Raw genomic sequence first — 25,898 nt, forward strand, 5'->3', positions numbered from 1 at the left:
GGGACCGACCCTTTTTCTCTACTTGGCGCGACGCGGCGGGAGCGGCACAGCGTGAGCAACGAACGGGGAGTATGTGAGCCGATGGACGACGACGTCGCAGACGGCATGGACGGCGGCGACGCGAGTTCCGCGGCGGCTCAGGAGGCGAACGGGATCGCCTTCCTGCTGGCGAGCGCCGCCTACCTGACGCTCGCAGACGCGCATCTGCGGCGGGAAGGTCCGGAGGGGCTCGCCCTGATGGACGAGATCGAGGACCGGATCACGGAGGCCCTGCGGAGCTTCGTCGAGGAGACGTCCTACGAGGATGCGCGGCCGGACATCCTCCAGCACGCGACCCGCAAGGTCCGCGCCCTCCTCGAAGCGGGACGCTCGCTGGCGCCGGAGATGCGGCGATTCCAGTGAGCACCGGCCCCGGCCGGACCGCGTGGCGGCGCGCTCGGGCCGGCGGGGCTCAGGCGCCCGGCGGTGAGGGCTTCGCGAAGCCGATATCGGCCGCGACACCGGCGAGCCGGTCGGGATCGCGCTCCTTGCGCTCGCTGTAGCGGTCCACGAGGTAATCGGCGCATCCGCGGGTCAGCAGCGTGAACTTCATGAGTTCCTCGCACACGTCGACGACCCGGTCGTAGAGCGGCCCGGGCCTCATACGGCCGGCCTCGTCGAACTCCCGGTAGGCCATCGGCACCGAGGACTGGTTGGGGATCGTGATCATCCGCATCCAGCGGCCGAGGACGCGCAGGGCGTTCACGGCGTTGAAGCTCTGGGACCCGCCCGAGACCTGCATCACCGCGAGGGTCCGGCCCTGCGTCGGGCGCAGACTCCCCTCGGACAGGGGCAGCCAGTCGATCTGGCTCTTCATCACGCCGGTGAGCGCGCCGTGCCGCTCGGGCGAGACCCAGACTTGCCCCTCGGACCAGGCCGAGAGGGCGCGGATCTCCCGCACCTTCGGATGGTCGGCGGTCGCATCGTCGGGCAGCGGCAGGCCGTCGGCGTGGTAGATGCGGACCTCGCCGCCCATCGTCTCCAGGAGCCGCGCGGCCTCATAGGCCAGGAACCGGCTGAAGGAGCGTTCGCGGAGCGACCCGTACAGGATCAGGAAGCGCGGCGCGTGCGCGAGCGGGATCCCCCGACCGGCCCCGTCGGTCGGCGTTGCGAAATGCGCCGCGCTGAGATTCGGCAGGCCGTCACGGACCGAAGGGGCAGGGGCCGGGCTCTTGCTCACCGGGACGCTTTCTCATACGTTCAAACAACCGTTTGAAGATTGTCGGGAAAATGGACGACGCGCAAGCCCTGGCGGCCTTCGCGGCCCTGGCGCAGGAGCACAGGCTGCGGCTGGTGCGGGCGCTGGTGAGAGCCGGTCCGGAAGGCCTCGCCTCCGGGACGCTGGCCGAGGCGGTCGGAGTGTCGGCCGCGACGGTGTCGCATCACCTGAAGGAATTGAGCCGCGCCGGGCTGGTCAGCTCGCGGCGCGACGGTCGCTCCATCCTCTACAGTGCCGCCTACCCGGTGCTGGCCGATCTGATCGCGTTCCTGATGCGCGATTGCTGCCAGGGCCGCGCGGAGATCTGCACGCCGGCGGCGGAGACCCTGGCCGCCTGCCTCAGCCCCTCGGGAGACGCAGCACATGTCTGAGCCGTTCGACGTCGTGATCTACCACAATCCGGCCTGCGGCACGTCGCGCAACACCCTCGCGATGATCCGTAACGCCGGGATCGAACCCCACGTGGTCGAGTATCTCAAGACGCCGCCGACCCGCGCGCTGCTGCTGCAGCTCCTCGACCGCGCCGGGCTGTCTGTGCGCGACGTGCTCCGGGAGAAGGGCACGCCCTACGCCGAGCTCGACCTCGGCAACCCGGACCTGACCGACGGGCAGTTGCTCGACGCCGTCGCGGCGCATCCGATCCTGCTCAACCGGCCGCTCGTGGTCACGCCGAAGGGCGTACGCCTGTGCCGCCCCTCGGAGGCGGTGCTGGATCTCCTGCCGCCACAGCGGGGCGGGTTCGTGAAGGAGGACGGCGAGCCGGTGGTCGACGAGCAGGGCCGCCGTGTCGCCACGGCCTGAGCGACCGCGGGCCGTGGCGGCGGCGGTCCGGACATGAGCGAAGCCAGCCGCTGGCCGGTGATCGCCGCACTCGGCGTCGTGGAGATCCTCGCCTGGGGCTCGTCGTTCTACCTGCCGGCGGTGATGGCGGCCCCCATCGCCGAGAGCACCGGCTGGCCCCTCGCCTGGGTGGTCGGCGGACTGGCCTTCGGCCTCCTCGTCGCGGCCCTCGCCTCGCCGCATGTCGGGGCGGCGATCCACCGGCACGGCGGGCGGCCGGTCCTCGCCCTCGCGGCGCTGCTCCTCGCCGCCGGGCTGACCGTCGTGGCCGTGGCGCCGAACCTGCCGATCTATCTCGCCGGCTGGCTGATCCTCGGCGCCGGCATGGGCTGCGGCCTGTATGACCCCGCCTTCGCGACCCTCGGGCGGCTCTACGGCGCGGCCGCGCGGCCGGCCATCACCACGCTGACCCTCTGGGGCGGGTTCGCCAGCACCGTGTGCTGGCCGCTCTCGGCCTTCCTGGTGGCCCATGTCGGCTGGCGGGGCGCCTGCCTCACCTATGCCTGCCTGCACCTCGCGGTGACGCTGCCGCTCATCCTCGCGATGATCCCGCACGCGCCGGCACTCCCGGTCTCCGACGGGCCACAGGAGGCGGGGTCCGCGCCGCTATCGACCCGGGAGCGCCGCGCGTTCCTGCTGTTCGCGGGGGTGCTGGTCCTCGGCGGCGCGATCATGTCCCAGGTCTCGGTGCACCTGCTCACCCTGCTGCAGGCGCGCGGCGTGTCGCTCGCCGCCGCCGTCTCGTACGGGGCGCTGATCGGGCCCGCGCAGGTGAGCGCCCGCGTCGCCGAGATCTCCCTCAAGGGCCGCCACCACCCGCTCTGGACACTGACGGCCGCCTTCGGCCTGATCGCCCTCGGGCTGTGGCTCCTCGCGGCCGGGCTGCCGGGCGTGGCGCTCTGGCTGGTGCTCTACGCGGGCGGCAACGGGATCTACTCGATCGCCCGCGGCACGGTCCCGCTCGCCCTGTTCGGCCCCGTGCGCTACCCGCTGGTGGTCGGCCGCCTCGCCCGGCCGGCCCTGGCCGCCCAGGCCCTGGCGCCGCCGGCTGGGGCCGTCGTGCTCACCCATGTCGGGCCGGGGGCCCTGTGGTGGGTGCTCCTCGCGCTGGCGCTCGCCGCCCTGGGCCTGATCGGGGCGCTGTGGCGCGCGCGGTGACGGCGGGCCGGTAGGATCAGCGGATGCCGCCGTCGCGCAGGCGGTACCAGGCGATGATCGCCGAGACGTACAGCCGGTTCAGCCCGTGGAGCGGCAGCGGCTCGATCGGCGTCAGCGGCAGGGGCAGGTTGCCGGCATCTCCGGTCGCGATGTAGGCGGCCATCGCCCGGCCCATCGCCGACTGGAGGCCGACGCCCCGGCCCTGGCAGCCGATATCGATGAGGAGCCCGGGCGCCGGCTCGTGGAGATGGGGCAGGTAGTCCCGGGTGATCGCGACGCGGCCGCACCAGCGATGGTCGAAGGCGATCCCGTCGAGCTGGGGGAAGAGCTTGCCGACGATCCGCTCGAGATGGGCCCAGTCGGCGGGATCGCGCGGCTCCCGGAACGGACCGCGGCCGCCCATCAGTAGGCGTCCGGTATGGTCGAGGCGGAAGTAGAGCAGGAGCTTGCGCGTGTCCGAGGAGACGTGGCCTTCGGGCAGGATCGAGCGCCGCAGGTTGTCGGTCAGCGGCACCGTGGCGACCTGGAACGAGTTCGCCGCGATCACCGTCCGCGCGAGGTTCGGCCACAGGCCGCCCGTGTAGCCGTTGGTGCACAGCACGACCCGGCCGGTCGTCACCCGCTCGCCCTGGGCCGTGGTGACCGTCCAGCCCGATCCGGTCCGTTCGAGGCCGGTGACCGGCGATCCGCCGTGGATCGTGGCGCCGGCCTTCTGGGCGGCCCGGGCGAGGCCGCGGGCGTAGCTCAGGGGCTGGATCGCCCCGCCGCGGCCGTCGAGCCAGCCGCCGAGATAGCGGTCGGTCCCCAGCAGCTGCTCGGTCTCGGCCCTGTCGAGGACGCGGGTGGGCGCACCGAGATCCGCCCACTGGGCCGCCCGCTTGGCGACCTCGGCGAGCCCGGCCTCGGTGTGGGCGCCCTGGATCCAGCCGGCGCGGGAATGCGGCACGTCCATCCCGTGCCGGGCGATGAGGTCGAACACGACGTCGGCGGTCCCGCCGGCGAAGCGCGCGAGTCGCTCGCCGCGCTCCCGACCGAACCGCGCCACGAGGTCGGCGGGATCGTATTTCAGGCCCGGGATGACCTGGCCGCCGTTGCGACCGGACCCGCCGTAGCCGACCTCCTGCGCCTCGAGCACGACGGGTCGGATGCCGCGCTCGGCGAGATGCAGGGCGGTGGACAGGCCGCAGAACCCGCCGCCGACGATCACCACCTCGGCCAGGCCGGATCGGGCCAGCGGCGGCGTGTCCGGCGCGGGCGCCGCCGTCGTGGCCCAGAGCGAGGGTGCGAGCGGGAACGGTTCGGCCACGGCGTGTCCTAGAGCGGGTGCAGCACGCGCTGCAGGAAGTCCCGGGTACGCGGATTCTGCGGCCGGTTGAGGACCTCGGCGGCCGGCCCCTGCTCGACGAGTCGGCCGCCGTCGAGGAAGAGGACCCGGTCGGCGACCTCGCGGGCGAAGCCGATCTCGTGGGTGACCACGAGCATCGTCATACCCTCGTCGGCGAGGGCGCGCATGACCTTCAGCACGTCGCCGACGAGCTCGGGATCGAGGGCCGAGGTCGGCTCGTCGAACAGGATCGCCTCAGGCCGCATCGCGAGCGCCCGGGCGATCGCGACGCGCTGCTGCTGCCCGCCGGAGAGCTCGTTCGGCCGGGCGTGCTCCTTGCCCGAGAGCCCGACCCGGGCGAGCAGGGCGCGCGCCCGCTCCTCGGCCTCGCCCCGGGGCTCGCCCTTCACGTGGATCGGCCCCTCGACGACGTTCTCGAGCGCCGTCCGGTTGGCGAACAGGTTGAAGCGCTGGAAGACCATCGAGACCCGGGTGCGGATCGCCTTGATGCCGCGCTTGTCCCGGTCGACACGCTGCCCGTCGACGCGGATCTCGCCGCCGTCGTAGGCCTCGAGCCCGTTGATGCAGCGCAGGAGTGTCGACTTGCCGGATCCCGAGGGCCCGATGATGCAGACGACCTCGCCCTTGGTGACCTCGGCCGAGACGCCCTTGATCACCTCCAGCGCGCCGTAATGCTTGCGGACGTCCTCCAGCACGATCATCGATGCCGTCCCTTCGCCTCGAAGTGGCGGACCAGCAGGATCAGCGGCAGGCTCAGCCCGAGGTACATCAGCGCCACCAGCGTGTAGACGCTGGTGTTCTTGAAGGTCGACGAGGCGATCAGCTTTCCCTGGAGCGCCAGCTCGGCGACCGTGATGGTCGAGGCCTGCGACGAGTCCTTGAGCATCATGATCATGATGTTGCCGTAGGGCGGCAGCGCGATCCGGATCGCCTGCGGCAGGATCACCCGCCGCATGGTCATGCCCCAGCCCATGCCGATCGACAGCGCCGCCTCGACCTGGCCGCGATCCACCGCCTCGATGCCGGCGCGGAAGTTCTCGGCCTGATAGGCCGAGTAGGCGATGCCGAGCCCGATGATCGCCGCCTGGACGGCGGTGAGCGACAGGCCGAAATCGGGCATCACGAAGTAGATGTAGAACAGCTGCACGATGATCGGGATGCCGCGCAGGATGTTGATCATCACCGCGCTGAAGCCCGACAGGATCGCGATGCCGGAGACCCGCATCACCGCCCAGACCAGCCCGAGCAGCGTCGAGACCACCAGGGACGCGATCGTGATCAGGATCGTGAGCTGCACGCCCTGCAGCAGGATCGGCAGGTAGTCCTGGGCGTCGGCGAGGAACTCGCGCATGAAGGTCAGGACCGGTCGGCCGACGGCGGCAGACCCCACTTGGTCAGGATCGCCTGGAGCGTCCCGTCGGCCTTCAGCTTGGCGAGCGCCTTGTCGATCTTGGCGAGGAGCTCGGTGTCGGTCTTGCGGACGCTGAGGCCGACCGAGGCGACGACGGTCGGCTTGAAGGTCTCGACGAGGCGGACGCCGGGAAACAGGCCCTGCTTGACGTAGTAGGCGAGGATCGGCGCGTCGGCGAAGCCGGCCTTCAGCCGCCCGGAATTGACGTCCCGGATGATGTCGGGGATCGCGTCGTAGATCTTCACCTCGTTGAAGAGGCCTGACTTCTTCAGCGGCTCGACGAAGGCGGTGCCGACCTGGGCGCCCACCGTCTCGCCCTTCAGGTCGGCGAAGGACGTGTAGTCCTTCGTGTCGGTCTTCGGGACGATCAGCCCCTCGCCGTAGCTGTAGACGGGCGCCGAGAACGACACGACCTCCTTGCGCTGCGGCGTGATGAACATCGCCGCCGCGATGATATCGATCTTCGAGGCGGTGAGCGCCGGGATCAGCGTCGAGAATTGCAGCGGCTCGACCGCGACCGTGAAACCCGCCTCCTTGCTGACCGCGTTGACGAGGTCGACCATCACGCCTTGAATGCTGTTCGTCTTGGTATCGAGGAAGGTGAAGGGCAGGCCGGTGGGCGTCGATCCCACCTTCAGGGCCTGCGCGCCGACGGGAGCGCCGAGGACGCCGAGGAGCAGCGCCGACGACAGACACAGCTTGGCCAACCGTCTTCCCATGGTGCCGCTCCCGTGCAGTGCCCGGGTCACGCGGCGGAAGCCGGGCCCGATTTCATTCTCGTGAAGAATACCGCACGTTTTCGGTATCGACGCAAGCGACTTTCACGTGCATGAAGAAGCACACGAGAGGCAGGCTGGCGTGACGGTGAGCATCCCCCGAGGCGAGGCAACGGGTCCGGAACCGGTCGACCGGGCTGTGGGTCAGCGCCTGCGCGGCCTGCGTCGCGCGCGCGGGCTCTCGCTGGAGGCGGTGGCGTCCAGCACGGGCCTGTCGATCGGCTTCATCAGCCAGGTCGAGCGGGGCCTGTCGTCGCCGTCCCTGCGGGTCCTGGCGCTGCTCGCCGACACGCTGCAGATCGGGATCGGCGGCCTGTTCGAAGCGGGGCCGGACGCGCCCGACCCGGATCCCATCGTCGTGTTCCGGAAGGACCGGCCGGAACTTCAGCTCTGGCGGGCCGGCATCACCAAGCAGCTCCTGACCCCGCCAGGGGGCACGCAGGGGATGAGCCTGTTCCACATGGTGCTGAAGCCCGGCGCGAGCACCGGCGACGAGCCGTTCAGCCACGACGGCGAGGAAGCCGGCCTCGTCCTCGCGGGGCGCCTCACCCTGATCGTCGAGGCGCGGACGCTCCAGCTCGCGGAGGGCGACAGCTTCCGCTTCGAGAGCCGGCGGCCGCACCGCTTCAGCAATCCCGACCCGCGCAGCCAGACCACCGTCCTGTGGGTCAACGTCCTCGGATCACCGGCGACGACGTGAGCGGGGCGCGGCGCGTCAGTTGCTCAGGCGCACGCTCGCGAGCGTGGTGCTGAAAAGCTTCAGCATGGCGGCGGTGATGTCGCCGTTCGTGGTCACCGGAAAATACATGCCGTCGGACGCGCAGGCCTGCAGGGCCGGCCCGATCTTCGACTCGTACGGCCTCACGTAGCTGTTGTAGAAATCGTTATCGTAGATCGGCAGGTACTGCGTGTAGATGATCCCGATCTTGACGTTCTTGTTCTTGAGATTCGTGCAGGTCGAGGGACTCAGCGGCCCGATGAAGCGGTTGCTCTGGATCTGGAAACCCGCGCTCTGGTTGGTGACGCTGCCGCCGGTGTCCTCGACGCCGTCGGTGACCATGAACAGGAACCGGATCGGCTTGTCCGGCGTCAGCCCGTCGCCGCTGGCCGGGATCGTCGCGTTCATCTTCGCGATGGCCCGCTCGAAATCGGTCTGATTGTCGGACTGATTGTAGTAGGCGTAGGCGATATCGATATTTGGGGTCGCGGTCTTGATATTGTTCAAGGTCGGCGTCATCGCCTGCAGCCGCGTCTGCGTCACCGAATCGTTGAAGGTCCACATCTCCATCTGGAACTGTTGCGGCAGCAACATGCTGACATTCGCCTGATCGACGAGCGCCGAGACCGCGTCCCTCAGAACCTGGATGCGGAGCTTGATGTTGTTCCGTGACGCCACATGGTAGAAGTCGTTCTGATCGTCGCCGATGATGTTGCCCTTGTTGTCGAAGGTGTGCTGGTGGCAGGCGAACGCGCACCCGTTGGTGGCGCGCTTCATGTTGCTCACGTCGGCATCGGTCGCCGCGAGCCCCATCGACGGCGAGTTGTCGAGCAACAGGTAGTAGTTGATGTACTGCGAAGTGTTGCGGGTCGCCGAGGACGTGCCGCTGATGGGCATGGCCGGGATCTGCATCATCGATGCCAGGCTGGTCTTGACCGTCGCCGTGTAGGTGGCGGTGAGGCTCAGCGTCTTCGCGCTGTTCACCGGCGCACCGGGGGCGAACGAGGTCACCGTGACGCCCGGAACCTTGGCGGCCTCGGCGCGGAACTGCGTCTCCATGTTCTGCAAGGTCGTCGCCGGGATCGTGTTGGTCTTCTGCGACATCACCGCGAGCACGGCGCCGTCGAGGGCGGTGTCGAGCTGGGTCTTCGCGGCATTGCGGCGCCCGTAATCGATCGCCGCCGCCGTGGCGAACATGACCGGCAGCGTGACGAGCGCGAACGTCAGCGCGACCTGACCGGAGCGCGCCCGCGGAAACGCCGCGACGGCCAGCCTGAGAGCGCGGTTCAACCGGATGCGGAACACCGACACGGGCCTTCCCTCAAACACTAGTTGTAGACCGGGCAGGCGGTGCCGCCCGGCATGACGATCTCGCTGGGGGTGCGCTCGGACCACGGGATCTGCCGCGTGAAGGTCAATCCGCGGCCGCCGAAGATCCAGCGGTACAGGGCACTCCCGATGATCGGGGTGTAGGGCATCGTGACTTCCGCCAGGATGTAGCGGGCCCCGTCGAACTGATAGGCGGCCGGCGTCGCGGGGAGTCCGTTGCTCCCATTGGCCTGGTTGGCCGGGCGCTTCGTGGCGTTCTGCGGCCAGCTGGAGCAGACGAAGCCCTTGAGCGACCCGTTGACCGTTTCCACGCCCATCGCGTTGACCACGATCTGCAGGCCGGACGCGTCCAGCGGGCGCAGGATCGCGGTCGCCGCGCTGGTGATCTTCGTCATCCCGTCCTGTGTCGCCAGAGCCATCCCGTTCTGGGTCGCCAGAGCGTTGTCCACCCGCCCGGACAGATCGCCCAGCGTGCGCGCGAAAAGGGTCAGTTTCCGGGTCGCGTCGACGACGCGCGTCAGCTCGGCGGTCCCGAAATACAGGACGATCAGCAGGGGCAGGACGAGCGCGAACTCGACGGCGGCGATCCCGCGCTCATCGCGGCGGAAGCGGCTCAGGCCGATCGGCAGGCCGCCCATCACGAGCACCCCGACGGTGCGGTGTAGGGTTCCACCTTGAACACCGTCGCGGCCTGCAGCACCCGCCGCTTGTTCGGCAGGTTGGGCACGGCGGCACCGAGCAGCGGGAAGAAGACCGGGATGTCGACCGCGGCCTGCACGATCACGATGGCCGAGTTCCCGGCGCAGGCGTAGCTGGCGAAGTTCGGGTTCCAGTCGCTCGCACCGCTGGCGTTGGTCGCGACCGGCGAGACCGGGGTGGCGGACCCGTAATCGGCCACCTTCATCACGCTGACCCGGACGTTGGCGCAGGTGAAGATCGTGATCCGGGGCGTGCCGTTCGGCTGCGTGCAGATCGCCGTCCGGAAGCGGCTCATCAGCGTCGCGGGGTCGGTTGTGCCGGCGTTCGTCGTCTGGAACGTGCCCGTGTAGATCTGCCGGCTGGCGTCGGACACCGCCTGCTGGAGGATCTCCTGCTCCCAGAACACGATCCCGTTCTCGAGGCAGGCCCCGACCAGCGCGAAGAACGGCAGGGCCACCAGGGCGAACTCCACGGCCGTCGCGCCCCCGCGTGCCCGCGCGAAGCGCGCGGCCCGTCCCCGGAGGTCGAGCAAGCGCGACGCCGCTCGGATTGCCCTGCTCACATCCCAACTCGAAATCGGAACCACAGAGCTCGAGAGAGCATCAAAAGCTTACTTTTCTCCGCGCATCACTGCTCAAAGTCGAGCCGTTCACGCACATGTGCTACCGAGCGGGCGCCGGAATAGTTCATTAGCATCAACCAACAGTTGAGAGCGCGGCTGTTCCAGCCCTCATCGGTAACGCGGCGAGATCGCACTCTTCGGCCGGGCGGAGATCGTCGCGTCGACGTCGCGCGAAGCGGTCGACAAGACGAGGCGCGGGTTCAGCGCACGTTCGGCGCACGTTCGGCGTGCTTTGACGCGTGGATGACGTGGAAATAGGACATTGCACAGTCACGATCGGCCGGAGCGGCACAGAATCGCGTCGAGATAAGTGCCATTAAGCGCGGCTTAAGAGGTCGCCGATAGTTTCACCGGCCAATATAAACCGCATGGCGATCCCCGATCATGGCCCGCGCTCTGCCGGACGTTGCCTCCATCGAAGAGGGTGTTGGGCTCCTCCGGACCCAGCTCCTGTCGATCTCCGACGCGATCGCGCGCACGCGCCAGGAGATCGCCGACCTCCGGCAGGAACAGGAGACGAGCCGCGCGCGGGACGAGCTCCTCGCCGTGGTGCAGGGCACCGAGGACGCCACCAACGCGATCCTGACGGCTTCGGAGAAGGTGGACGCGCTCGCGCGCGGCATCGTCAGACGGTCGGGCGAGGACGCCAACCGGGCCGACGCCCAGGCCATCCAGATCGAGATGCAGACGATCTTCGAATCCTGCAATTTCCAGGACCTTACCGGCCAGCGGATCTCGAAGGTCGTGCGCACGATCGTCCTCGTCGAGGAGCGGATCGGCGAGATGCTGCGCGTCTGGTCCGGTCCCGGCGACGCGCCGTCGCGGCCGAATCCGACGGCCGACACGCGCAGCGAGGAGGCGGCCCTGCTCAACGGCCCCGTCCTGCCCGGCGACGCCTCGGTATCGCAGGACACGGTCGACGCGATGTTCCCGTAAGGCGCGGTCCGGAAGGCGTGCCGATGGGCCGGATACTCCTCATCACGGACGATCCCGCACGCAGCCAGGGCCTGGCCCAGGACCTGTCCGATGGCCTGTCCTGTGAGCTCCACGATCTGCGCGCCGCGGAATTGCCCTTCGGCGGCGCGACCGCGATCGTCACCGACGTGCACGATCTGGGCGCGAGCTCCGTCGAGCGTCTCCGCCGCCGTCTCGCGGAGGTCCGGCACGGCGCTCCGCTGACCGTCCTGCTCCACACCGACAGCCCACGAACCCGGCTGCTCGGCGTCGCCCTCGGCGCGACCCACACGCTGTGCGCGCCGTTCGACACGGATCGCCTGCGGGAGACGCTGGGGGCGCCGCGCGCGGCCGCGCGCCTCGCGACCTTCGCGGACGAGCCCCTGCCGGCCTGCGCCGTGCGGACGGCCGCGGCGGTGCGCGGATTCTATGCCTCGGTGTTCGTGCCCGACCAGCCGATCACGCCCGGCGTCATCGACAACGGAACCCAGGCCATCGACCTCGCGATCCGGGACACCGGGATCCGCGACTGGGTCCGGGCGGTCCGCCAGTTCGACGACGCCACGCACCAGCACTGCCTGCTGGTCGCCGGTCTGGCGGCGGCCTTCGCGGCGAGCCTCGGCCTCGGCGAGCAGGAGCGCCACCGCCTGACCAAGGCGGCCCTGCTGCACGACGTCGGCAAGATCCACATCCCGGCCGCCATCCTCAACAAGCCGGGCCGGCTCGACGACGCCGAGCTGGCCGTCATGCGGCTGCATCCGGAGAAGGGCTACAGCATGCTCGTCGATCAGGGCTTCGAGCAGCAGATGCTGCACGTCGTCCGGTCGCACCACGAGATGCTCGACGGGTCGGGCTATCCGGACCGGCTCAAGGGGGAGGAGATCCCCGACCTCGTCCGCCTCGTCACCGTCTGCGACATCCACGCGGCCCTGATCGAGCAGCGGCCCTACAAGCGGCCCATGGCGAGCGAGGCGGCCTACGCGATCCTGGAGGGCATGGCGGGGCGGCTCGACCCGGCGATCGTCGGCGCGTTCCGGCCGGTCGTCGCCGCCTTCGCGCCCCACACCCTCGACGCGGCCTGACAGCGTTCGGCGGCGTCGGGCCGCGGCTCCGTCGCGTTCCTTCGGCCGCGTTCCTTCGGCATGCGAGAGCCGCGCCGCGGAGGGATCCGCGGCGCGGCGTGCGTTTTCCACCGTCACGGCGTCGCGCGCTGCGCCGTGCGCGGCCCGCGACGCCGCGGGCTCACTCGGCCGGCTGGAGAGCCGGCGCGGGGGGAAGCGGCGCCATGGTCTGGCCGGACAGGGCCGCGGCGAGCTTGGCCTCGTCGACCTCGTTCTCCCAGCGCGCCACCACGATGCAGGCCACCGCGTTGCCGATGAAGTTGGTCAGCGCGCGGCACTCCGACATGAAGCGGTCGACGCCGAGGATCAGCGCCATGCCGACCACCGGCACGGAGGGCACCACGGCGAGCGTCGCCGCCAGGGTGATGAAGCCCGAGCCGGTGACGCCGGCGGCACCCTTGGACGACAGCATGGCGACGAGCAGCAGCAGCGCCTGCTCACCGTAGCTCAGCGGCGTGTCGGTCGCCTGCGCGATGAACAGCGCCGCCATGGTCATGTAGATGTTGGTGCCGTCGAGGTTGAACGAGTAGCCCGTGGGCACCACGAGGCCGACGACCGGCTTCGAGCAGCCGGCCCGCTCCATCTTCTCCAGCAGCGAGGGCAGTGCCGACTCGGAGGACGACGTGCCGAGCACGAGGAGCAGCTCTTCCTTGATGTAACGGATGAGCTTGATGATCGAGAAGCCGTTGTAGCGGGCGACCGCCCCGAGCACGACCAGCACGAAGATCGCCGACGTCAGGTAGAAGGCGCCGACGAGGTAGGCGAGGTTGGCCAGCGAGCTGATCCCGTACTTGCCGATCGTGAACGCCATCGCGCCGAAGGCGCCGATCGGGGCGACCTTCATGATGATGTTGACGACGCCGAAAATCGCCTCGGACAGGACCTTGATGATGTCGAGCACCGGCTTGCCGCGGTCGCCCAGGAAGGCGAGACCGAAGCCGAACAGCACCGAGAAGAACAGCACCTGCAGGATCTCACCGCCCGCGAACGCGCCGACCGCCGTCGTGGGAATGATGTTCATCAGGAAGTCGACGATGCTCTGCTCCTTCGCCTTGCCGGCGTAGGTGGCGACCGCCTTCGGATCGAGCGACTTCGGATCGATGTGCAGGCCGTTGCCCGGCTGGAGCACGTTGGCGACGATGAGGCCGACGATCAGCGCCAGCGTCGAGAACGTCAGGAAGTAGATCAGCGCCTTGCCGCCGACCCGACCGACCTTCTCGAGGTTGGTCATCCCGGCGATGCCGGAGACGACGGTCAGGAAGATCACCGGCGCGATGATCATCTTGACGAGCTTGATGAAGGCGTCGCCCAGCGGCTTCAACTCGGCGCCGAGCTGCGGGTAGAAATGGCCGAGCAGGATGCCGATCGCGACGGCGACCAAGACCTGGAAGTACAGTGTCCGGTACAGCGGCTTCGATTTGGCGGGCGGATGCGGGGCGGTGAGTGGTGACGGTACGGCAGCCATCGGGCGTTCTCCCTGTCTCGGGTTTCGGGCGGGGCGGCTCGCGTCGGGGTGTCCCGGCGGTGTCCGCGCTTGCTGTTGGCCTTCCGGCGCGCAGCCGTTCTCTGACGACATGGCTGCGTTTCGTGACGAGAATGGCAACCGGCATGCCAATTGACCGGCGGCCGCTACATTTCTTTAACCACTTGCTGAAGATAGCTTTTTTCAAGCAGACTCCCGGCAGGGCTGCGGATGGTCTTGCGGATTCCCGCACGTCGCCGGTCGGAACGGTCCGGATCTCCGCACTGGCCCGCCGTCGGTGAGCGGGCACCCGCCCTCCGGTCACCGCCCGCCTTCGCGCCGGGGTGTCGCCGTCGTGGTCGGGCTCTGCGCGATCCTCGTGACGGCTTGGCTCGCCGGGCGCGCCGCGGAGCGCTGGGCCCTCTCGGACCTGCGGCGCGGCGCCCGTTCGGCGATCGGTCTTCAGGTCGGCGTCCTGCTCGCGGAGATGCAGAAGCAGGCGTCCCTGCCGCTGGCGCTCGCGGCCGACCCCGAGGTCGCCGCCGCGGTCGGTCCCGATCCCGGGCGCGACCTCCTGGACCGTGTCGACCGGCGGCTCGCCCAGGTCGCCGCCGCCACGGGTTCGGCGGTCATCTACATCATCCGCGCCGACGGACTCACGGTCGCGGCGAGCAACGCGGGCGAGGATCGCAGCTTCGTCGGCCGGGACTACGGGTTCCGCCCGTATTTCAAGCAGGCCCTGGCCGGCGGCGCCGGCTCCCAGTTCGCCCTCGGGACGGTCAGCGGCCGGCCGGGCCTGTACCTCGCGCGCCGGATCGGGGCCGGGAGCGGCGTCGTCGTGGTGAAGGTCGAGTTCGACGCCGTCGAGTCGGCGTGGCGGGCCGCCCGTGAGGTCACCTTCGTCACCGACGCCCGTGGCATCGTCCTCGTCACAAGCGAGCCGGGCTGGCGCTTCGACACGCTCAGCGCCGTCGACGCGGCCGAGCGCGCCCGGATCGAGGCGGGACAGGAATTCGGCAACGCCCGCCTGGAGCGCCTGCCGCTCCATCCGGTCGCGGGCGAGCCGGACGTGGTGCGGGTCGGGCGCGGGTCGCTGCCGGCCTGGAGCGCGATCCTGTCGCAGGCGCCCGTACCGGGCACGGACTGGCAGCTGCGGACGCTGACGCCGCTCGGCACCGCCGTCGAGCGGGAACGCCTGCAGGCCTGGATCATCGCGGCCCTCGTCACGGCATTCGCCGGATACGGGATCTTCGCGCTCACCGATCGCGGCCGCCGGACCCGGGCGCGGCTCGCCGAGGCCGCGGCGCGCCGGGCGGAGCTGGAATCGAGCGTCGAGGCGCGGACGCGGGCGCTGCGGGAGACCAATGCCCAGCTGCGCGCCGAGATCGCGGAGCGGCAGCGCGCCGAGGCCGAGCGCGAGCGCCTCGGCCGCGAACTGGCGCAGGCCGGCCGGCTCGCGGCGCTGGGCCAGTTCGCGGCCAGCATGGCCCACGAGATCAACCAGCCGCTGGCGGCGATCCGCTCCTACGCGGACAATGCCGCGATCCTGATCCGCCGCGGCCGGGGCGAGGACGCGGCCGAGAATGCCGCCGCCATCGGGCGGCTCACCGACCGCATCGCCGGACTCACCCGGCAACTCAAGGGCTTCGCCCGCCGCGCCTCGCCGCGGCGGGAACCGGTTTCCCTGCGTGAGGTGGTGGCGAACGCGCTGGAGCTCGTGGCGGCGCGCGCCGCCGCGCTGCACGTCCCGCTGGAGGCGGACCGGCCCGCCCCGGATCTGCGCGTCCTCGGGGACGGCCCGCGGCTGGAGCAGGTCCTGGTCAACCTGCTGCAGAACGCCGTCGACGCCGTGGCGGGTCGCGAAGTGGCCCGCGTCAGCCTGCACCTCGTCGAGGGGGACGAGCGCGTCGCGATCGAGGTGACCGATACCGGGCCCGGGATCCCCGCGGAGGTGCGCGGCCAGATCTTCGACGCCTTCTTCACGACCAAGGCGGACGGCCTCGGCCTGGGCCTCGCCATATCCCGCGGGATCGTGGAGGATTGCGGCGGGAACCTGATCCTGGCCGGCGGCGACGGCGCCGGGACGGTCTTCCGGATGGAGATGATCCGGGCGGCGGACGCGGTCCCGAACGTGGGCAAGCCCGTGGGAGCGACACCGTGAGCGGACCGGCGGACGCGCAGGCGGGGACCGAGCGCGTCGTCTTCATCGACGACGAGGCCGACGTGCGCCGGGCCAACGGCCAGAGCCTGGAGCTCGAGGGTTTCGCCGTCGAGGCCTTCGCGGCCGCCGAGCCGGCGCTCGCGGCGATCCTGGCCGCGCCGCCCGGCGTGGTGGTCACCGACGTGCGGCTGCCGGGGCTCGACGGCGTCGCCCTCCTGACGCGGCTGCGCCGGGTCGACCCCGACCTGCCGGTCATCCTGATCACCGGCCACGGGGACATCCGCATGGCGGTGGCCGCCATGCAGGACGGGGCCTACGACTTCCTGGCCAAGCCCTATCCCGCCGAGGCGCTCGTCGTGTCCGTGCGCCGGGCGCTGGAGCGGCGGCGGCTCGTGATCGAGAACCGGGCGCTGCGGGCCCGGCTCGACGCGGCGATCGAGGAGGATCCGGCTTTCCTCGGGACCTCCCCGGAGATCGTGGGCCTGCGCGCCCTGGTGCGCGAGGTGGCGCAGGCCGACGTCGACGTGCTGGTTTTCGGCGAGACCGGGTCCGGCAAGGAGGTCGTGGCCGGCGCCCTGCACCGGTGGAGCCGCCGCGCGGAGCGAAACCTCGTCGCCATGAATTGCGGGGCGCTGCCCGACAGCGTGGTCGAGAGCGAGCTGTTCGGGCACGAGGCCGGCGCCTTCACCGGGGCCCTCAAGCGCCGGGTCGGCCGCATCGAGCACGCGCAGGGCGGCACGCTCTTCCTCGACGAGATCGAGAGCATGCCGCTGCCGCTGCAGGTCAAGCTCCTCCGCGTGCTCCAGGAGCGCACCGTGGAACCGCTCGGCACCAACGAGGTGCGCCCGGTCGACATGCGCGTGGTCGCCGCCACGAAGGTCGATCTCGGGCAGGCAGCCGCGCAGGGCACCTTCCGCGACGACCTCTATCACCGGCTCAACGTCATCACGATCGCGATCCCGCCCCTGCGCGACCGCGGGGAGGACGTGCTGCTGCTGTTCCAGCACTTCCTGCGCCGGGCCGCGGAGAAGTTCGGGCGCCCGGTGCCGCCCGTCACGCCGGCGATCCGCGAGCACCTGCGCCGCCACGCCTGGCCCGGCAACGTCCGCGAGCTCGGCCATTTCGCCGAGCGCTGCGCGCTGGGCCTCGCGGCGGCGGCGCAGCCCGCGGCCGAGAGGGCCGCCGCCAGCCTCACCGACCAGGTCGATCGCTTCGAGCGGCAGCTGATCCGCGACGAGCTGATCATGGCCGGCGGCGATGTCCGCGCCGCCGCGGAAGCCCTCGGCCTGCCGCGCAAGACCCTCTACGACAAGATGGCCCGGCACGGTCTGACCCCGGGCGACTACCGCTAGGGCCGTCGCCCGGCCCGTTCCGAGCCACCGCCGGTGCCGGCGCGATCACGGGAGCGCCGCGACGGCGACCTGCCGAAAAGGGGTACGCGGGCCGGTGCGGAAACTGCTTAGCGTAGCGGACGGATCCCCCCGCCGAGCCGCCCATGCCCCGCTTCTTCATCGACCTGCACGACGGAACCGAGCTCGTCCGCGACAAGGACGGCTACGACCTGCCCGGTCTCGAAGCCGCCCGGTCGCAGGCCGTGAAGATCATGACGCGGATCGCGCAGGGGCTCTCCGACCGGCCCGGGCGCCAGGATTACATCGCGGCGGTCCGCGACGACACGGGCGTGGTGCGGATGCGCTTCCGCGTGTCGCTCGATGCCGGCCCCGTCGGCTGACGTGCCACGACGCCGAGCGGCCCCGGCGCGCGCGCGGCCGGGCCAAGTCCACCTGGCGTTCGCGTCGATTTGGCGTAGGCTGGCGTTCCCTAGCCGAGGAGGGACGACATGGGTCTGATCGCCTTCATCCTGATTGGTGGCCCCTGGGTGGCGGCAACGGCGTGGCTCTGGCACCAAGCCGGCGGCGCGGAGGCATGGCGCAACGCCGTCCACGGCACCGTGCCTGGCAGGCAGTGACGCGGCCCGCGCCCACCGTACGCCTCCGACGCTCCTGACGGGCGCGGCTCTCCGGATCCGGTCCGCGGTATCACCGCCGACACGGCCGGGGGCGGCCACGCTGTCGACCGCGCTGCGAGCCGGGGCGAGATCGCGTCCCGCGCTGCGCGGCGGCTCAGAGCCGGCTCGGCGCTCGGGTGCCCGCGCCCGACACCCCGCTCACGCCCGCGCTGCTCGAACGGGCCGCCGTGCCACCGTCCAGCCCCCGAACGAGCAAGCTCAGCGCCAGGAGGGCGAGAAGAAGGCCCGCGGCCTTGTTCATCCGATTCAGAACCTGGCTGGTCACGCAGCGCCGGAACAGGGACACCGCGGTGTTGAGCATCACCCACCAGCCGAACGAGCCGACGAAGACACCGGCCGCCAGGACCGGGAACGGCGCGGTCCCGCGCTCGAGGAAGGCCGGCATCGCGGCCAGGAACAGCACGGGAGTGACCGGATTCGTCAGGGCCAGCACGACCGCGCTGCCGTAGCTCACCGCCAGCGTGTCGCGGCACGCGCGGCCCTCCTGCAGCACCGAGACGCTGCGAAGCACCCGGACCGCGAGGGCGAGAAGCACCGCCCCCGAGATCAGGGAGAGAACGGCGCCGTTCGACCACACCGCGGCGAGCTCCGCGCCCCAGCGCATGACGAGACCCCCGTATGTCAGGTGCACGGTGGCGACACCGAGCCCGGTGGCGAGGCCGGTCGACAGGCCGCCTGACAGCGTTCGCTGAACGCACAGCAAGCTCGTCGGCCCGATCGGCGCGGCGATGGACAGACCGAGACTCGCGCCGGTGAGCAGTGCCGTGGCGACGACGCTCATGGCACCGGGAATCCGGTCAGTCGTCTTCCGCGCGGTCGAGGGGCGAGGCGGCCGCCCGGGACCCCGCGGCCGCCCTGTCGGTGCCCGGGCACCCGATGTGATCGCGCTCCACGGCGGACGACGCTTGGGCACACGCGATGTCCGGCATGTCGTTCAGCTCGTCGGCGCGGGCGCCGACGCAGAACAAGACGACCACGGCGGTGGCGACGACTGTTTTCATGGCTGTTCCTCCCTCGCGTCGACACACTAGGGAGGGCCGGAACCCTGGCATCCTCTGTTCGGCGGATGGCACCGCCAGCGCCGCGTCGCGCTCGCCGCCGGCGTTCCGGTCGGGCGACAAAGCACCGTGGCGCCAGGCACTTACACCGCCGCGCCGGCGGTCAGGGCGGCCGTGTCGACGCCGCGTGTCCGGGGCCGGGGGGCGGCAAGTCCGTCAAAACGGCCCTCGGCGCACCGTCCCTGCCGGACGGCATCCTCTATTTGAAGGATGCAAATGTCGGTTTTGGACTGATATTGGTATTACCGCGGTCAGAAGAATCGTCGCGGGACGTGCCAATGCGGGAAGCGCTTATCGACCGGATCTACGAGGCTGCGGGCACGCCGGAACTCTGGCCCGACGTCCTCCAGTCCATCGGCGATATGGCGAACTCGGACGGCGCTGTGCTCACGGTGCTCCCGCCCGTCGGGACCTCCCGCTGGATCGCCTCACCGGCCCTGGAGCAGCGACTCGGTCACCAGACCGGCGCGGGGCGCAGCAGCGGTCGGATGGCGCCGTGGCGCACCGACGCCCAGGCGGGCTTCACGCGCGACGTCGACCTCGTGCCGGCCTCCTACGAAGGCTGGCCCCGCGAAGGCGACAGGCCGTTCTGGCAGGTGGGCACAACGATTCCCCTTTCGACAGGCGACATCGCGATCGTGACCGCCGAACGGCGGGCTCAAACCGGCCCCCATGAGGCCTCCGTCCTGCCCGGACTGGACGCCTTGCGACCACACCTCGTGCGCGCCTGCGAGCTCAGCGCTCAGTTCAGCTGCGAGCGCGGCCGCGTCACGACCGCGACGCTCAGCCAGATCGGACTCCCCGCCGCCGTTCTGTCGGCCTCGGGTCGGGTGCTGACCATGAATGCCCGGCTGCAGGAGCGGGAGGAGGTCCTGCCCCCCGGCCAGCACGGCGGCCAGCTCTTCAAGAGCCTGATCAACAGCAAGCTGCTGCAGGACGCGATCGGCAACGTCGTTGGCGGCCGGCGCGCGGCGCAGACGATGCCGGTGCGCAGCTACTCTGATAACCGTCCTCAGATCGCTCATGTCATGCGCCTGAAGCAGCGCCCCGGCGACGTCTTCGGTGCCTCGGCGGTGCTCCTCGTTCTCGTGCATGTCGGCGCGCGGGCGGTTCCGGACGACGGCCTGCTGAACATGCTGTTCGACCTGACGCCGGCGGAGGCGCGGTTGCTCCAGGCGCTCGCCGGAGGCTTGCGTCTGCAGAGCTACGCCGAGAGCGTCGGCGTCCAGACAAGCACCGTCCGCACCCAGCTCAACTCGATCTTCAACAAGACCGGAACGAAGCGGCAGGCCGATTTGCTGAGCATCGTCACGTCGCTCGCGCTCTTCAGCGGGCAGACGACGAAGCGCCTGGGCGCGGCGTGAATCACATATCGGCGTCGCGGAGGAAGGCGGCCAGCACCTGCGCGGTCGGAAAGGCCTCGAAAGCCCCGAACCGGCAGGTCGTGAGCGCACCGCAGGCCGCGGCCTGCCGCAGGATCGCGTCGAGGGGCTCTCCCGCGAGCAGGCCCGCGATCAGCCCGGCCGTGAACGCGTCCCCCGCGCCGACCGTATCGACCGCCGCGACCGCGAAGGCCGGCTGGCGGAGGGGGGGCAGTCCGGGGCGGAACGCCACCGCGCCGCGCTCTCCCAGGGTCACGATCAGCAGTCCGAGGCCTCCGGAGAGCAGGGCGGCGATCCCCGGCGTCGCTTCCGTGGCGTCCGCGATGGCGTCGGGAGTCCCGAGGCCGAGGTCGGCGGCCTCGACCGCGTTGACGACGAGGATCGCGGTATCGGCCAGGATCGCCGGGTCGATGGGGCGCATCGGGGAGGGATTCAGCAGCGTGGGGATGCCCGCCTGCCGAGCGAGCGCGAACGCCGCTCGGATCGAGGCGTCCGGCGATTCGAACGTCGCCGCCACGAGGTCCGCTCGCTCGAGGCGGGCGGCGACGGCTCGGACGTCCTCCGCACCGAGGGCGAGGTTGGCACCGAGGCAGACCGCGAGACAGTTCTCGCCGGCCGCGTCGACGAACGCGACGCCGGCGCCCGTCGAGCCGGCATGCGGCACCAGCATGTCCTCGGCGAATCCGACCCGCGCGAAGGTGGCGCGGACCATAGGGGAGAACACGTCCGTGCCGACGGCGAAGAGTCCGTCCACCTCGACGCCGAGCTGGTGCGCGGCGAGCGCGAGGTTGAAGCCCTTGCCGCCAGGCTCGGCGAGGAAGGCCAAGCCATCGAGGGACTCGCCCGCCTGCGGCAGCCGCGCCACCTTGACCGAGCAGGCGATCACGAAGCTTCCGACGACGAACAGGCGCATGGAGCGCTCCGAACCTGTACACTGCGAATAGCTGTACCGGAGGCCGATCGGACGTGCGCCCCAAAAATCGGACGATCAAGGGTGCTGTCGAGGCGGACCTCGCGGAGGGCGAGCGTCCCTCCGTGCTCTCTCTCCTCCGCCTGCGCGCCGACACGGCGATGCCGCTGTACCGGCAGATCGAGGGTCAGCTACGCGAACTGATCCTGTCGGGCTCGCTGCCGCCGGGCGTCACCTTGCCGGCCGAGCGCCAGCTCGCCGACAGCCTCGGGGTCAGCCGCGTGACGGTCCAACGCGCCTATGCCGAACTCAGCGACAACGAGCTGCTCGTCCCGCGCGGGCGCTGCGGCTTCCTCGTGCGCCGTCCCCCCGAGCCCGTGCGCCCGGGTATGGACCGGCTCAAGGGCTTCACGGAGGAGATGCGGGAGCTGGGGAAGATCCCATCCTCGCGCATCCTCGATCGGGCGGTCACCGAGGACCGCTCGATCGCATCGATCTTCGGCCTGCCCTCGACGGCCCCGTTCCTGCGTCTGACGCGCGTTCGCTCCGGCGACGGCGTGCCGATGTCGCGCGAGGTCGCCTGGTACAACATCCGCGCCGTGCCCGCCCTCGAGACCGGCGACCTCTCCGGTTCCGTCTACGCCTTCCTGAGCGCGCACCCGGGCGGCCGCCTCGTGCGCTGCGAGCAGACGGTGGAGGCGACCATGCCGACGGCTGACGAGTGCGAGATCTTCGCCTTCGAACAGCCCCTCCCGTGCCTGCTGATCAAGCGCCACAGCTACAATCAGGACTCGGTGATGATCGAGTACGTGGAAGGCCTGTTCCGAGGCGATGCCTATCGCTATCGGCTGAATCTGCGCGCGTAGTGTGCCCGGCTGACCGAACCGGACTCGCTTCCGTACGGTGCGCACGACGGGCTGGGCGATGCCCCGCTCGAACCGCTCCCAGCCCGCGCCGGGGACCCGCCTCCTTCAGGAAAGAGCTCTCCACTCTCGCCGGGCAAGGCGATTCCGCCGAGGCCGCCATCCGTCGCCCACCGCCGCCACGGCACGGGAGCGACGGCCGAGCTTCGCCCTTTTAACGGACGGGAACGCCCCGATGCCTCGCTTGGAACAGCGAGAAGCGCCGTGGTACACCTGATGTCTCGCGAGCGATCAGCCGGCGCAGCCAGCCATCCCGCTTCGGTCCGGAGCACACGATGAGCGAGTCCTCGACGGCGCCGACCCTGGCGACCCTGGCGACAGCCCGGGCCGGCCGGACGCAGCGTCGGCTCGCGGTCGCCGTCAGCCTCCTGTTCGGGGCCGTCACCCTCGCGCTGCTGCCGTTCGCCAACCGCCCGATGCCGCCGATGCCGGGCTTCGTGCCCGTCTACCAATCGGCGCTGATCGTGGTCTACGGCCTGACCACGTACCTGTTCCTCACGCAGTACCGCCGCATCGGCTCGGCGCCGCTGCTCGTGCTCGGGGCCGGCAGCCTCTACGTGACGCTCGTCGTCCTCCTGCAGATGCTGTCGTTCCCGAACGTCCTCGCGCAGGGTCGGCTCCTCGGCGACGGGCCGGACACCACGACGTGGCTCTGGACCTTCTGGCATCTCGGGCCGCCGCTCTTCGCGCTGCCCTACGCGCTCCTGGAGGGCGACGAGCGTCCGCCGCAGGCCCCGCGCGGAAAGGCCGGACGGATCGGCTGGGCCACCGTCGCCGGGACCGTCGCGGCCGCCGCGCTCACCGGCGTGGTGGCCGTCCGCTACGTCCACCTCCTGCCGAAATGCGTCGAGGGCGACGATTACTGGCTGCTCACCACCTCGGGCATCGGGCCGGGCGTGGTCGCCCTGACCGTCGTCGCGCTGGCCGTGCTGTGGTGGAAGACCCGCCTGCGGACCGTGCTGCAGCTCTGGCTGGCCGTGTCGCTTCTGCTGCTCGTCTTCGACAACATGGTCACGCTTCCGGGCGCCGCCCGCGGCACGGTCGGCTGGTTCGCGGGCCGGATGGAAGCCCTGGTGGCCGGCTTCATCCTGCTCGGCGTCTACCTGCGCGAGGTCGACTTCCTGTACGCCCAGGCCGCGGCCGCCGCCGAGGACCGGGAGGCCCGGCGGGCGGAGCTGCAGCGTGCCCGCGACAACCTCGCCCTGGCGCTGGAAGCGGCCGAGATGGGCGACTGGGAGCTCGACCTCCGTGGCAACACGGCGCGCCGGTCGCCGAGGCACGACGCGATCTTCGGCCACAGCGCTCCGGTCGCGGCATGGGACGTCGGGACCTTCGTCGAGCACGTCGTCCCCGAGGACCGAGACGCCGTGCGGGCGGCGTTCGATGCCGCCATCGGGACGGGCCGCCTCGACATCGACTGCCACATCCGGCGGGCCGAGGACGGGGCCGCCCGCTCGGTCACGATGCGGGGCAAGGTCTACCGCGACGGGAGCGGCCAGCCCCGGTCCATGGCGGGCGTCGTGATGGACACGACGCGCCAGCGCGAGGCCGAGGAACGCCTGAACCAGGCTCAGAAGATGGAGGCCATCGGCCAGTTGACCGGCGGCGTGGCGCACGACTTCAACAACCTGCTGACCATCATCGTCGGCAACCTCGACATGATCGTGCGCAAGCCCGACAACCCGCAGCGCGTCGAGAGGCTGGCCACGTCGGCGATGACGGCGGCGCGGCGCGGGGCCGAGGTCACCGAGAAGCTGCTGTCGTTCTCGCGGCGCCAGGTGCTCCGGCCCGAGACCGTCAACCCCAACCGGCTGCTCAAGGACTTCCAGGCCCTGCTGAAGCGGGCCGTCGGCGAGACCGTCGAGATCCGGTTCGACCTCGACGCGGTCCTCGATCCGGTCCGGCTCGATCCGGGACAGTTCGAGAGTGCGGTGCTGAACCTCGCGGTCAACGCCCGGGACGCGATGCCGGACGGCGGCGTCCTGACGGTCAAGACCTGCAACGGGCACCTCGATGCCGCGGAGATTCCCGACCGGCCCGACCTGCGGCCGGGCGCCTACGTGCTCGTCTCGGTCACCGACACGGGCCAGGGCATGGACGCCGCCACGCGCAGCCGCGCCTTCGAGCCGTTCTTCACGACCAAGGATGTCGGCAAGGGAACGGGCCTCGGCCTCAGCCAAGTCTACGGGTTCGTGCGGCAGGCCGGAGGGCACGCGCAGATCAAGAGCGAGCCCGGCGCCGGCACCTCCGTCGAGCTCTACCTGCCGCGCTCGGCCGAGAGGGCCGTCGAGGCCCGGCCGGACAACACCCTCCCGCTGCGGCGGGCGGCCTCCGGTGAGGTGGTGCTCGTGGTCGAGGACGAGCCGGCGGTGCTGGAGATGGCGGTCGAGAGCCTGGGCGAGCTCGGTTACCGGACCCTGACCGCGACCCGGGCGTCGGAGGCCCTGGAGCGGCTGGGCGGCCCCGAGCGCATCGATATCCTGTTCTCGGACGTCGTCATGCCCGGTGGCATGAACGGCGTGCAGCTCTCGGTCGAGGCCCGGCGCCTGCGTCCCGGCCTGCGGGTGCTCCTGACGTCCGGGTACACGGGCACGGCGCTCGACGAGCACGCGGTGCCGGCCGACCTGCCTCTCCTGAGCAAGCCCTATCAACGGGACGAGCTCGCCAACAAGCTCAGGGTCGTCCTGGGCTGAACCCCCGGACCCACGGCATTCCGCCCCGCGGTCGCGCGGCGTCGCGGACGGGTTGTCCGTCAACAGGCCTGAAGGCTTAACCCGGCCTTAACCGACCGGTTCAGCCCGCAGTAGCGGCATGTCGGCATGCTCCGTCCGTCCTCAACGGCGCCGGTACGCGCAAGGAGCTGTCCCATGCCCATCATGCCCTGGATCCACGATGCCCTCTCTGTCGGCAGCTTCGCCGCCCTCGTCCTCGTCGCGCGGCAGGCGCTCGTGCGGCGCGATCTCGGGCTGTCCGGCCTGCCGGGCCTCGAACGCCTGCGCCGGTCGCTCGGGCCCGGCACCGGGTTCCGTGAGCGGCGCCGGTTCACGTCGCCCCGGACCAGCGGCAACACCGCCTTCGACGCCTGGCGCGACGGCGAGATCGGCCGCATCGAGGGGGAGCGCCGCGCGCTCGAAACGCGTCTCCGGGACTTCGAGGGTTTCGTCGACGCGCTGAAGCGCGCCAAGGATCGCGCGACCTTCGAGCGCTTCGTGGCGGAACATCCTGCGGGATCGGGGGCAGCGGTCGACATCGCCGGCACCGCCGATCAGGCCGAACATCGAACAGGCTAGGTCGCCTCAGGGTTGCACCGGAGCGTCGGGGCCACGCCGTCGAGGATCAGGATCCTCGTCTCCTCTACGCCGCCCCGCGCGACGCTTCGAAGACCGCGGCGAAACCTCCGAAGATCATTCGCGCCCCGTCGAACGGCATGGTCAGATCGCGGAAGCGCGGATCGGTCCGCATCGCGGCCTCGCACCGGTCTGCCGTTTCCCGGTCGGGCCAGAGGATCCACCCGAGGACGACGCTCTCGCCGTCGCGAAGGGCGACGGACCGCCGGAAATCGGTCCGCTCGCCCTCCGGAACGTTGCCGCCCCAGGCCTCCATCTGGTGGAGCGCGCCGTACTCCCGGAACAGCGCCCAAGCCGCCCTGGCCGACGCGACATAGGCCTCCCGGTTCGCGTCGGGAACCGGCGTGACGAACCCGCTCACGTAAGTCATGGGTTGCCTCCTCGAGTCGGGGTGC

General features: G+C 70.8%; 28 protein-coding genes. 15 read left to right on the top strand and 13 right to left on the bottom strand.

All coding sequences use genetic code 11. The features are described from left to right. Positions 1-81: 81 nt before the first annotated feature. On the top strand, positions 82-402 hold the full coding sequence (locus BM419_RS01905; RefSeq protein WP_020091721.1) for a hypothetical protein: 321 nt from the start codon (positions 82-84) through the stop codon (positions 400-402). Between the two features lie 49 nt (positions 403-451). Here BM419_RS01905 and arsH read toward each other — a convergent pair whose 3' ends face one another. Beyond that, positions 452-1,219, bottom strand: coding sequence for an arsenical resistance protein ArsH (arsH, locus tag BM419_RS01910; protein WP_091924625.1), 768 nt, complete (start codon positions 1,217-1,219; stop codon positions 452-454). A 50-nt stretch (positions 1,220-1,269) separates the two neighbouring features. On the opposite strand from arsH, the gene BM419_RS01915 reads away from it, so the two are divergent. Genes BM419_RS01915 through BM419_RS01925 form a run of 3 tightly spaced genes read left to right on the top strand, consistent with a single transcriptional unit; the run spans position 1,270 to position 3,256 of the window. Next, positions 1,270-1,629 carry an ArsR/SmtB family transcription factor gene (locus BM419_RS01915; RefSeq protein ID WP_091924628.1) on the top strand — a complete coding sequence of 120 codons (360 nt, stop codon included), beginning with the start codon at positions 1,270-1,272 and terminating at the stop codon, positions 1,627-1,629. Further along, the gene (gene arsC, locus BM419_RS01920; RefSeq protein WP_091924630.1) at positions 1,622-2,059 is read left to right on the top strand and encodes an arsenate reductase (glutaredoxin); all 438 of its coding nucleotides are present in this window, start codon (positions 1,622-1,624) and stop codon (positions 2,057-2,059) included. Before BM419_RS01915 ends, arsC begins: the two co-directional genes overlap by 8 nt. Before the next feature lie 33 nt (positions 2,060-2,092). Next, a complete protein-coding gene (locus tag BM419_RS01925; RefSeq protein WP_091924633.1) occupies positions 2,093-3,256 on the top strand; it encodes an MFS transporter in 1,164 nt (387 codons plus the stop codon). A gap of 16 nt (positions 3,257-3,272) precedes the next feature. On the opposite strand, the gene BM419_RS01930 is transcribed toward BM419_RS01925, so the two are convergent. Genes BM419_RS01930 through BM419_RS01945 form a run of 4 tightly spaced genes read right to left on the bottom strand, consistent with a single transcriptional unit; the run spans position 3,273 to position 6,731 of the window. Then, complete coding sequence (locus tag BM419_RS01930; protein WP_091678664.1) at positions 3,273-4,562, bottom strand: NAD(P)/FAD-dependent oxidoreductase; 1,290 nt, start codon at positions 4,560-4,562, stop codon at positions 3,273-3,275. An 8-nt stretch (positions 4,563-4,570) separates the two neighbouring features. Continuing rightward, entirely contained in the window at positions 4,571-5,302 is a 732-nt protein-coding gene (locus tag BM419_RS01935; RefSeq protein WP_020091727.1) for an amino acid ABC transporter ATP-binding protein, read from the bottom strand. Further along, complete coding sequence (locus BM419_RS01940) at positions 5,299-5,952, bottom strand: amino acid ABC transporter permease (RefSeq protein WP_091924793.1); 654 nt, start codon at positions 5,950-5,952, stop codon at positions 5,299-5,301. Before BM419_RS01940 ends, BM419_RS01935 begins: the two co-directional genes overlap by 4 nt. Before the next feature lie 5 nt (positions 5,953-5,957). Further along, positions 5,958-6,731, bottom strand: coding sequence for an ABC transporter substrate-binding protein (locus BM419_RS01945; RefSeq protein WP_056521351.1), 774 nt, complete (start codon positions 6,729-6,731; stop codon positions 5,958-5,960). Positions 6,732-6,876: 145 nt separating this feature from the next. On the opposite strand from BM419_RS01945, the gene BM419_RS01950 reads away from it, so the two are divergent. Next, positions 6,877-7,488: a helix-turn-helix domain-containing protein gene (locus BM419_RS01950; protein ID WP_234081040.1), complete on the top strand. Its 612-nt coding sequence runs from the start codon at positions 6,877-6,879 to the stop codon at positions 7,486-7,488. Positions 7,489-7,503: 15 nt separating this feature from the next. Here the strand turns inward: BM419_RS01950 and BM419_RS01955 are convergent, their stop codons facing one another. The 3 genes from BM419_RS01955 to BM419_RS01965 are packed head-to-tail and all read right to left on the bottom strand — an operon-like array spanning position 7,504 to position 10,066. Further along, on the bottom strand, positions 7,504-8,817 hold the full coding sequence (locus BM419_RS01955) for a TadE/TadG family type IV pilus assembly protein (protein WP_091924638.1): 1,314 nt from the start codon (positions 8,815-8,817) through the stop codon (positions 7,504-7,506). 17 nt (positions 8,818-8,834) lie between these two features. Next, positions 8,835-9,473: a TadE/TadG family type IV pilus assembly protein gene (locus BM419_RS01960; RefSeq protein WP_056522208.1), complete on the bottom strand. Its 639-nt coding sequence runs from the start codon at positions 9,471-9,473 to the stop codon at positions 8,835-8,837. After that, positions 9,473-10,066, bottom strand: coding sequence for a TadE family protein (locus tag BM419_RS01965; RefSeq protein WP_091924641.1), 594 nt, complete (start codon positions 10,064-10,066; stop codon positions 9,473-9,475). The genes BM419_RS01960 and BM419_RS01965 overlap by 1 nt, the downstream gene beginning before the upstream one ends. A 474-nt stretch (positions 10,067-10,540) precedes the next feature. Here BM419_RS01965 and BM419_RS01970 point away from each other — a divergent pair, with 474 nt between their 5' ends. Both BM419_RS01970 and BM419_RS01975 read left to right on the top strand, forming a co-directional pair. Next, positions 10,541-11,092 (top strand): protein phosphatase CheZ, encoded by a 552-nt coding sequence (locus BM419_RS01970; protein ID WP_091924644.1) that lies wholly within the window; start codon positions 10,541-10,543, stop codon positions 11,090-11,092. Between the two features lie 23 nt (positions 11,093-11,115). Continuing rightward, a complete protein-coding gene (locus BM419_RS01975; protein WP_091924647.1) occupies positions 11,116-12,192 on the top strand; it encodes an HD-GYP domain-containing protein in 1,077 nt (358 codons plus the stop codon). A gap of 160 nt (positions 12,193-12,352) precedes the next feature. On the opposite strand, the gene BM419_RS01980 is transcribed toward BM419_RS01975, so the two are convergent. Then, positions 12,353-13,696, bottom strand: a complete 1,344-nt coding sequence (locus BM419_RS01980) for a dicarboxylate/amino acid:cation symporter (RefSeq protein WP_091678645.1) — start codon at positions 13,694-13,696, stop codon at positions 12,353-12,355. A 352-nt stretch (positions 13,697-14,048) separates the two neighbouring features. On the opposite strand from BM419_RS01980, the gene BM419_RS01985 reads away from it, so the two are divergent. From BM419_RS01985 to BM419_RS33170, 4 genes are all read left to right on the top strand, one after another. Beyond that, positions 14,049-15,854 (top strand): sensor histidine kinase, encoded by a 1,806-nt coding sequence (locus tag BM419_RS01985; protein WP_244540685.1) that lies wholly within the window; start codon positions 14,049-14,051, stop codon positions 15,852-15,854. Further along, on the top strand, positions 15,851-17,206 hold the full coding sequence (locus BM419_RS01990) for a sigma-54-dependent transcriptional regulator (protein ID WP_056521335.1): 1,356 nt from the start codon (positions 15,851-15,853) through the stop codon (positions 17,204-17,206). Before BM419_RS01985 ends, BM419_RS01990 begins: the two co-directional genes overlap by 4 nt. A gap of 143 nt (positions 17,207-17,349) precedes the next feature. Then, on the top strand, positions 17,350-17,586 hold the full coding sequence (locus BM419_RS01995; protein ID WP_020091740.1) for a DUF6894 family protein: 237 nt from the start codon (positions 17,350-17,352) through the stop codon (positions 17,584-17,586). 108 nt (positions 17,587-17,694) lie between these two features. Beyond that, a complete protein-coding gene (locus BM419_RS33170; RefSeq protein ID WP_020091741.1) occupies positions 17,695-17,823 on the top strand; it encodes a hypothetical protein in 129 nt (42 codons plus the stop codon). A 154-nt stretch (positions 17,824-17,977) separates the two neighbouring features. Here the strand turns inward: BM419_RS33170 and BM419_RS02000 are convergent, their stop codons facing one another. Both BM419_RS02000 and BM419_RS02005 read right to left on the bottom strand, forming a co-directional pair. Continuing rightward, entirely contained in the window at positions 17,978-18,664 is a 687-nt protein-coding gene (locus BM419_RS02000; protein WP_091924652.1) for a LysE family translocator, read from the bottom strand. Positions 18,665-18,680: 16 nt separating this feature from the next. Continuing rightward, complete coding sequence (locus tag BM419_RS02005) at positions 18,681-18,884, bottom strand: hypothetical protein (protein WP_091924654.1); 204 nt, start codon at positions 18,882-18,884, stop codon at positions 18,681-18,683. 335 nt (positions 18,885-19,219) lie between these two features. On the opposite strand from BM419_RS02005, the gene BM419_RS02010 reads away from it, so the two are divergent. Next, positions 19,220-20,305 (top strand): helix-turn-helix transcriptional regulator, encoded by a 1,086-nt coding sequence (locus BM419_RS02010; RefSeq protein ID WP_091924657.1) that lies wholly within the window; start codon positions 19,220-19,222, stop codon positions 20,303-20,305. 1 nt (position 20,306) lies between these two features. Here the strand turns inward: BM419_RS02010 and BM419_RS02015 are convergent, their stop codons facing one another. Beyond that, positions 20,307-21,236, bottom strand: coding sequence for a ribokinase (locus tag BM419_RS02015; protein WP_091924660.1), 930 nt, complete (start codon positions 21,234-21,236; stop codon positions 20,307-20,309). A gap of 53 nt (positions 21,237-21,289) precedes the next feature. Here BM419_RS02015 and BM419_RS02020 point away from each other — a divergent pair, with 53 nt between their 5' ends. The 3 genes from BM419_RS02020 to BM419_RS02030 all read left to right on the top strand — a co-directional run bounded on the left by BM419_RS02020 (position 21,290) and on the right by BM419_RS02030 (position 25,446). Then, positions 21,290-22,099, top strand: a complete 810-nt coding sequence (locus BM419_RS02020) for a GntR family transcriptional regulator (protein WP_170868080.1) — start codon at positions 21,290-21,292, stop codon at positions 22,097-22,099. Between the two features lie 332 nt (positions 22,100-22,431). Further along, on the top strand, positions 22,432-24,849 hold the full coding sequence (locus tag BM419_RS02025; RefSeq protein ID WP_056521322.1) for an MASE4 domain-containing protein: 2,418 nt from the start codon (positions 22,432-22,434) through the stop codon (positions 24,847-24,849). A gap of 174 nt (positions 24,850-25,023) precedes the next feature. Then, positions 25,024-25,446 (top strand): DUF2852 domain-containing protein, encoded by a 423-nt coding sequence (locus BM419_RS02030; RefSeq protein ID WP_091924663.1) that lies wholly within the window; start codon positions 25,024-25,026, stop codon positions 25,444-25,446. Positions 25,447-25,510: 64 nt separating this feature from the next. On the opposite strand, the gene BM419_RS02035 is transcribed toward BM419_RS02030, so the two are convergent. Beyond that, the gene (locus tag BM419_RS02035) at positions 25,511-25,873 is read right to left on the bottom strand and encodes a DUF1428 domain-containing protein (protein WP_091924665.1); all 363 of its coding nucleotides are present in this window, start codon (positions 25,871-25,873) and stop codon (positions 25,511-25,513) included. Positions 25,874-25,898: the final 25 nt, after the last annotated feature.

The organism is Methylobacterium sp. yr668, assembly GCF_900116245.1.
Lineage (GTDB): Bacteria > Pseudomonadota > Alphaproteobacteria > Rhizobiales > Beijerinckiaceae > Methylobacterium.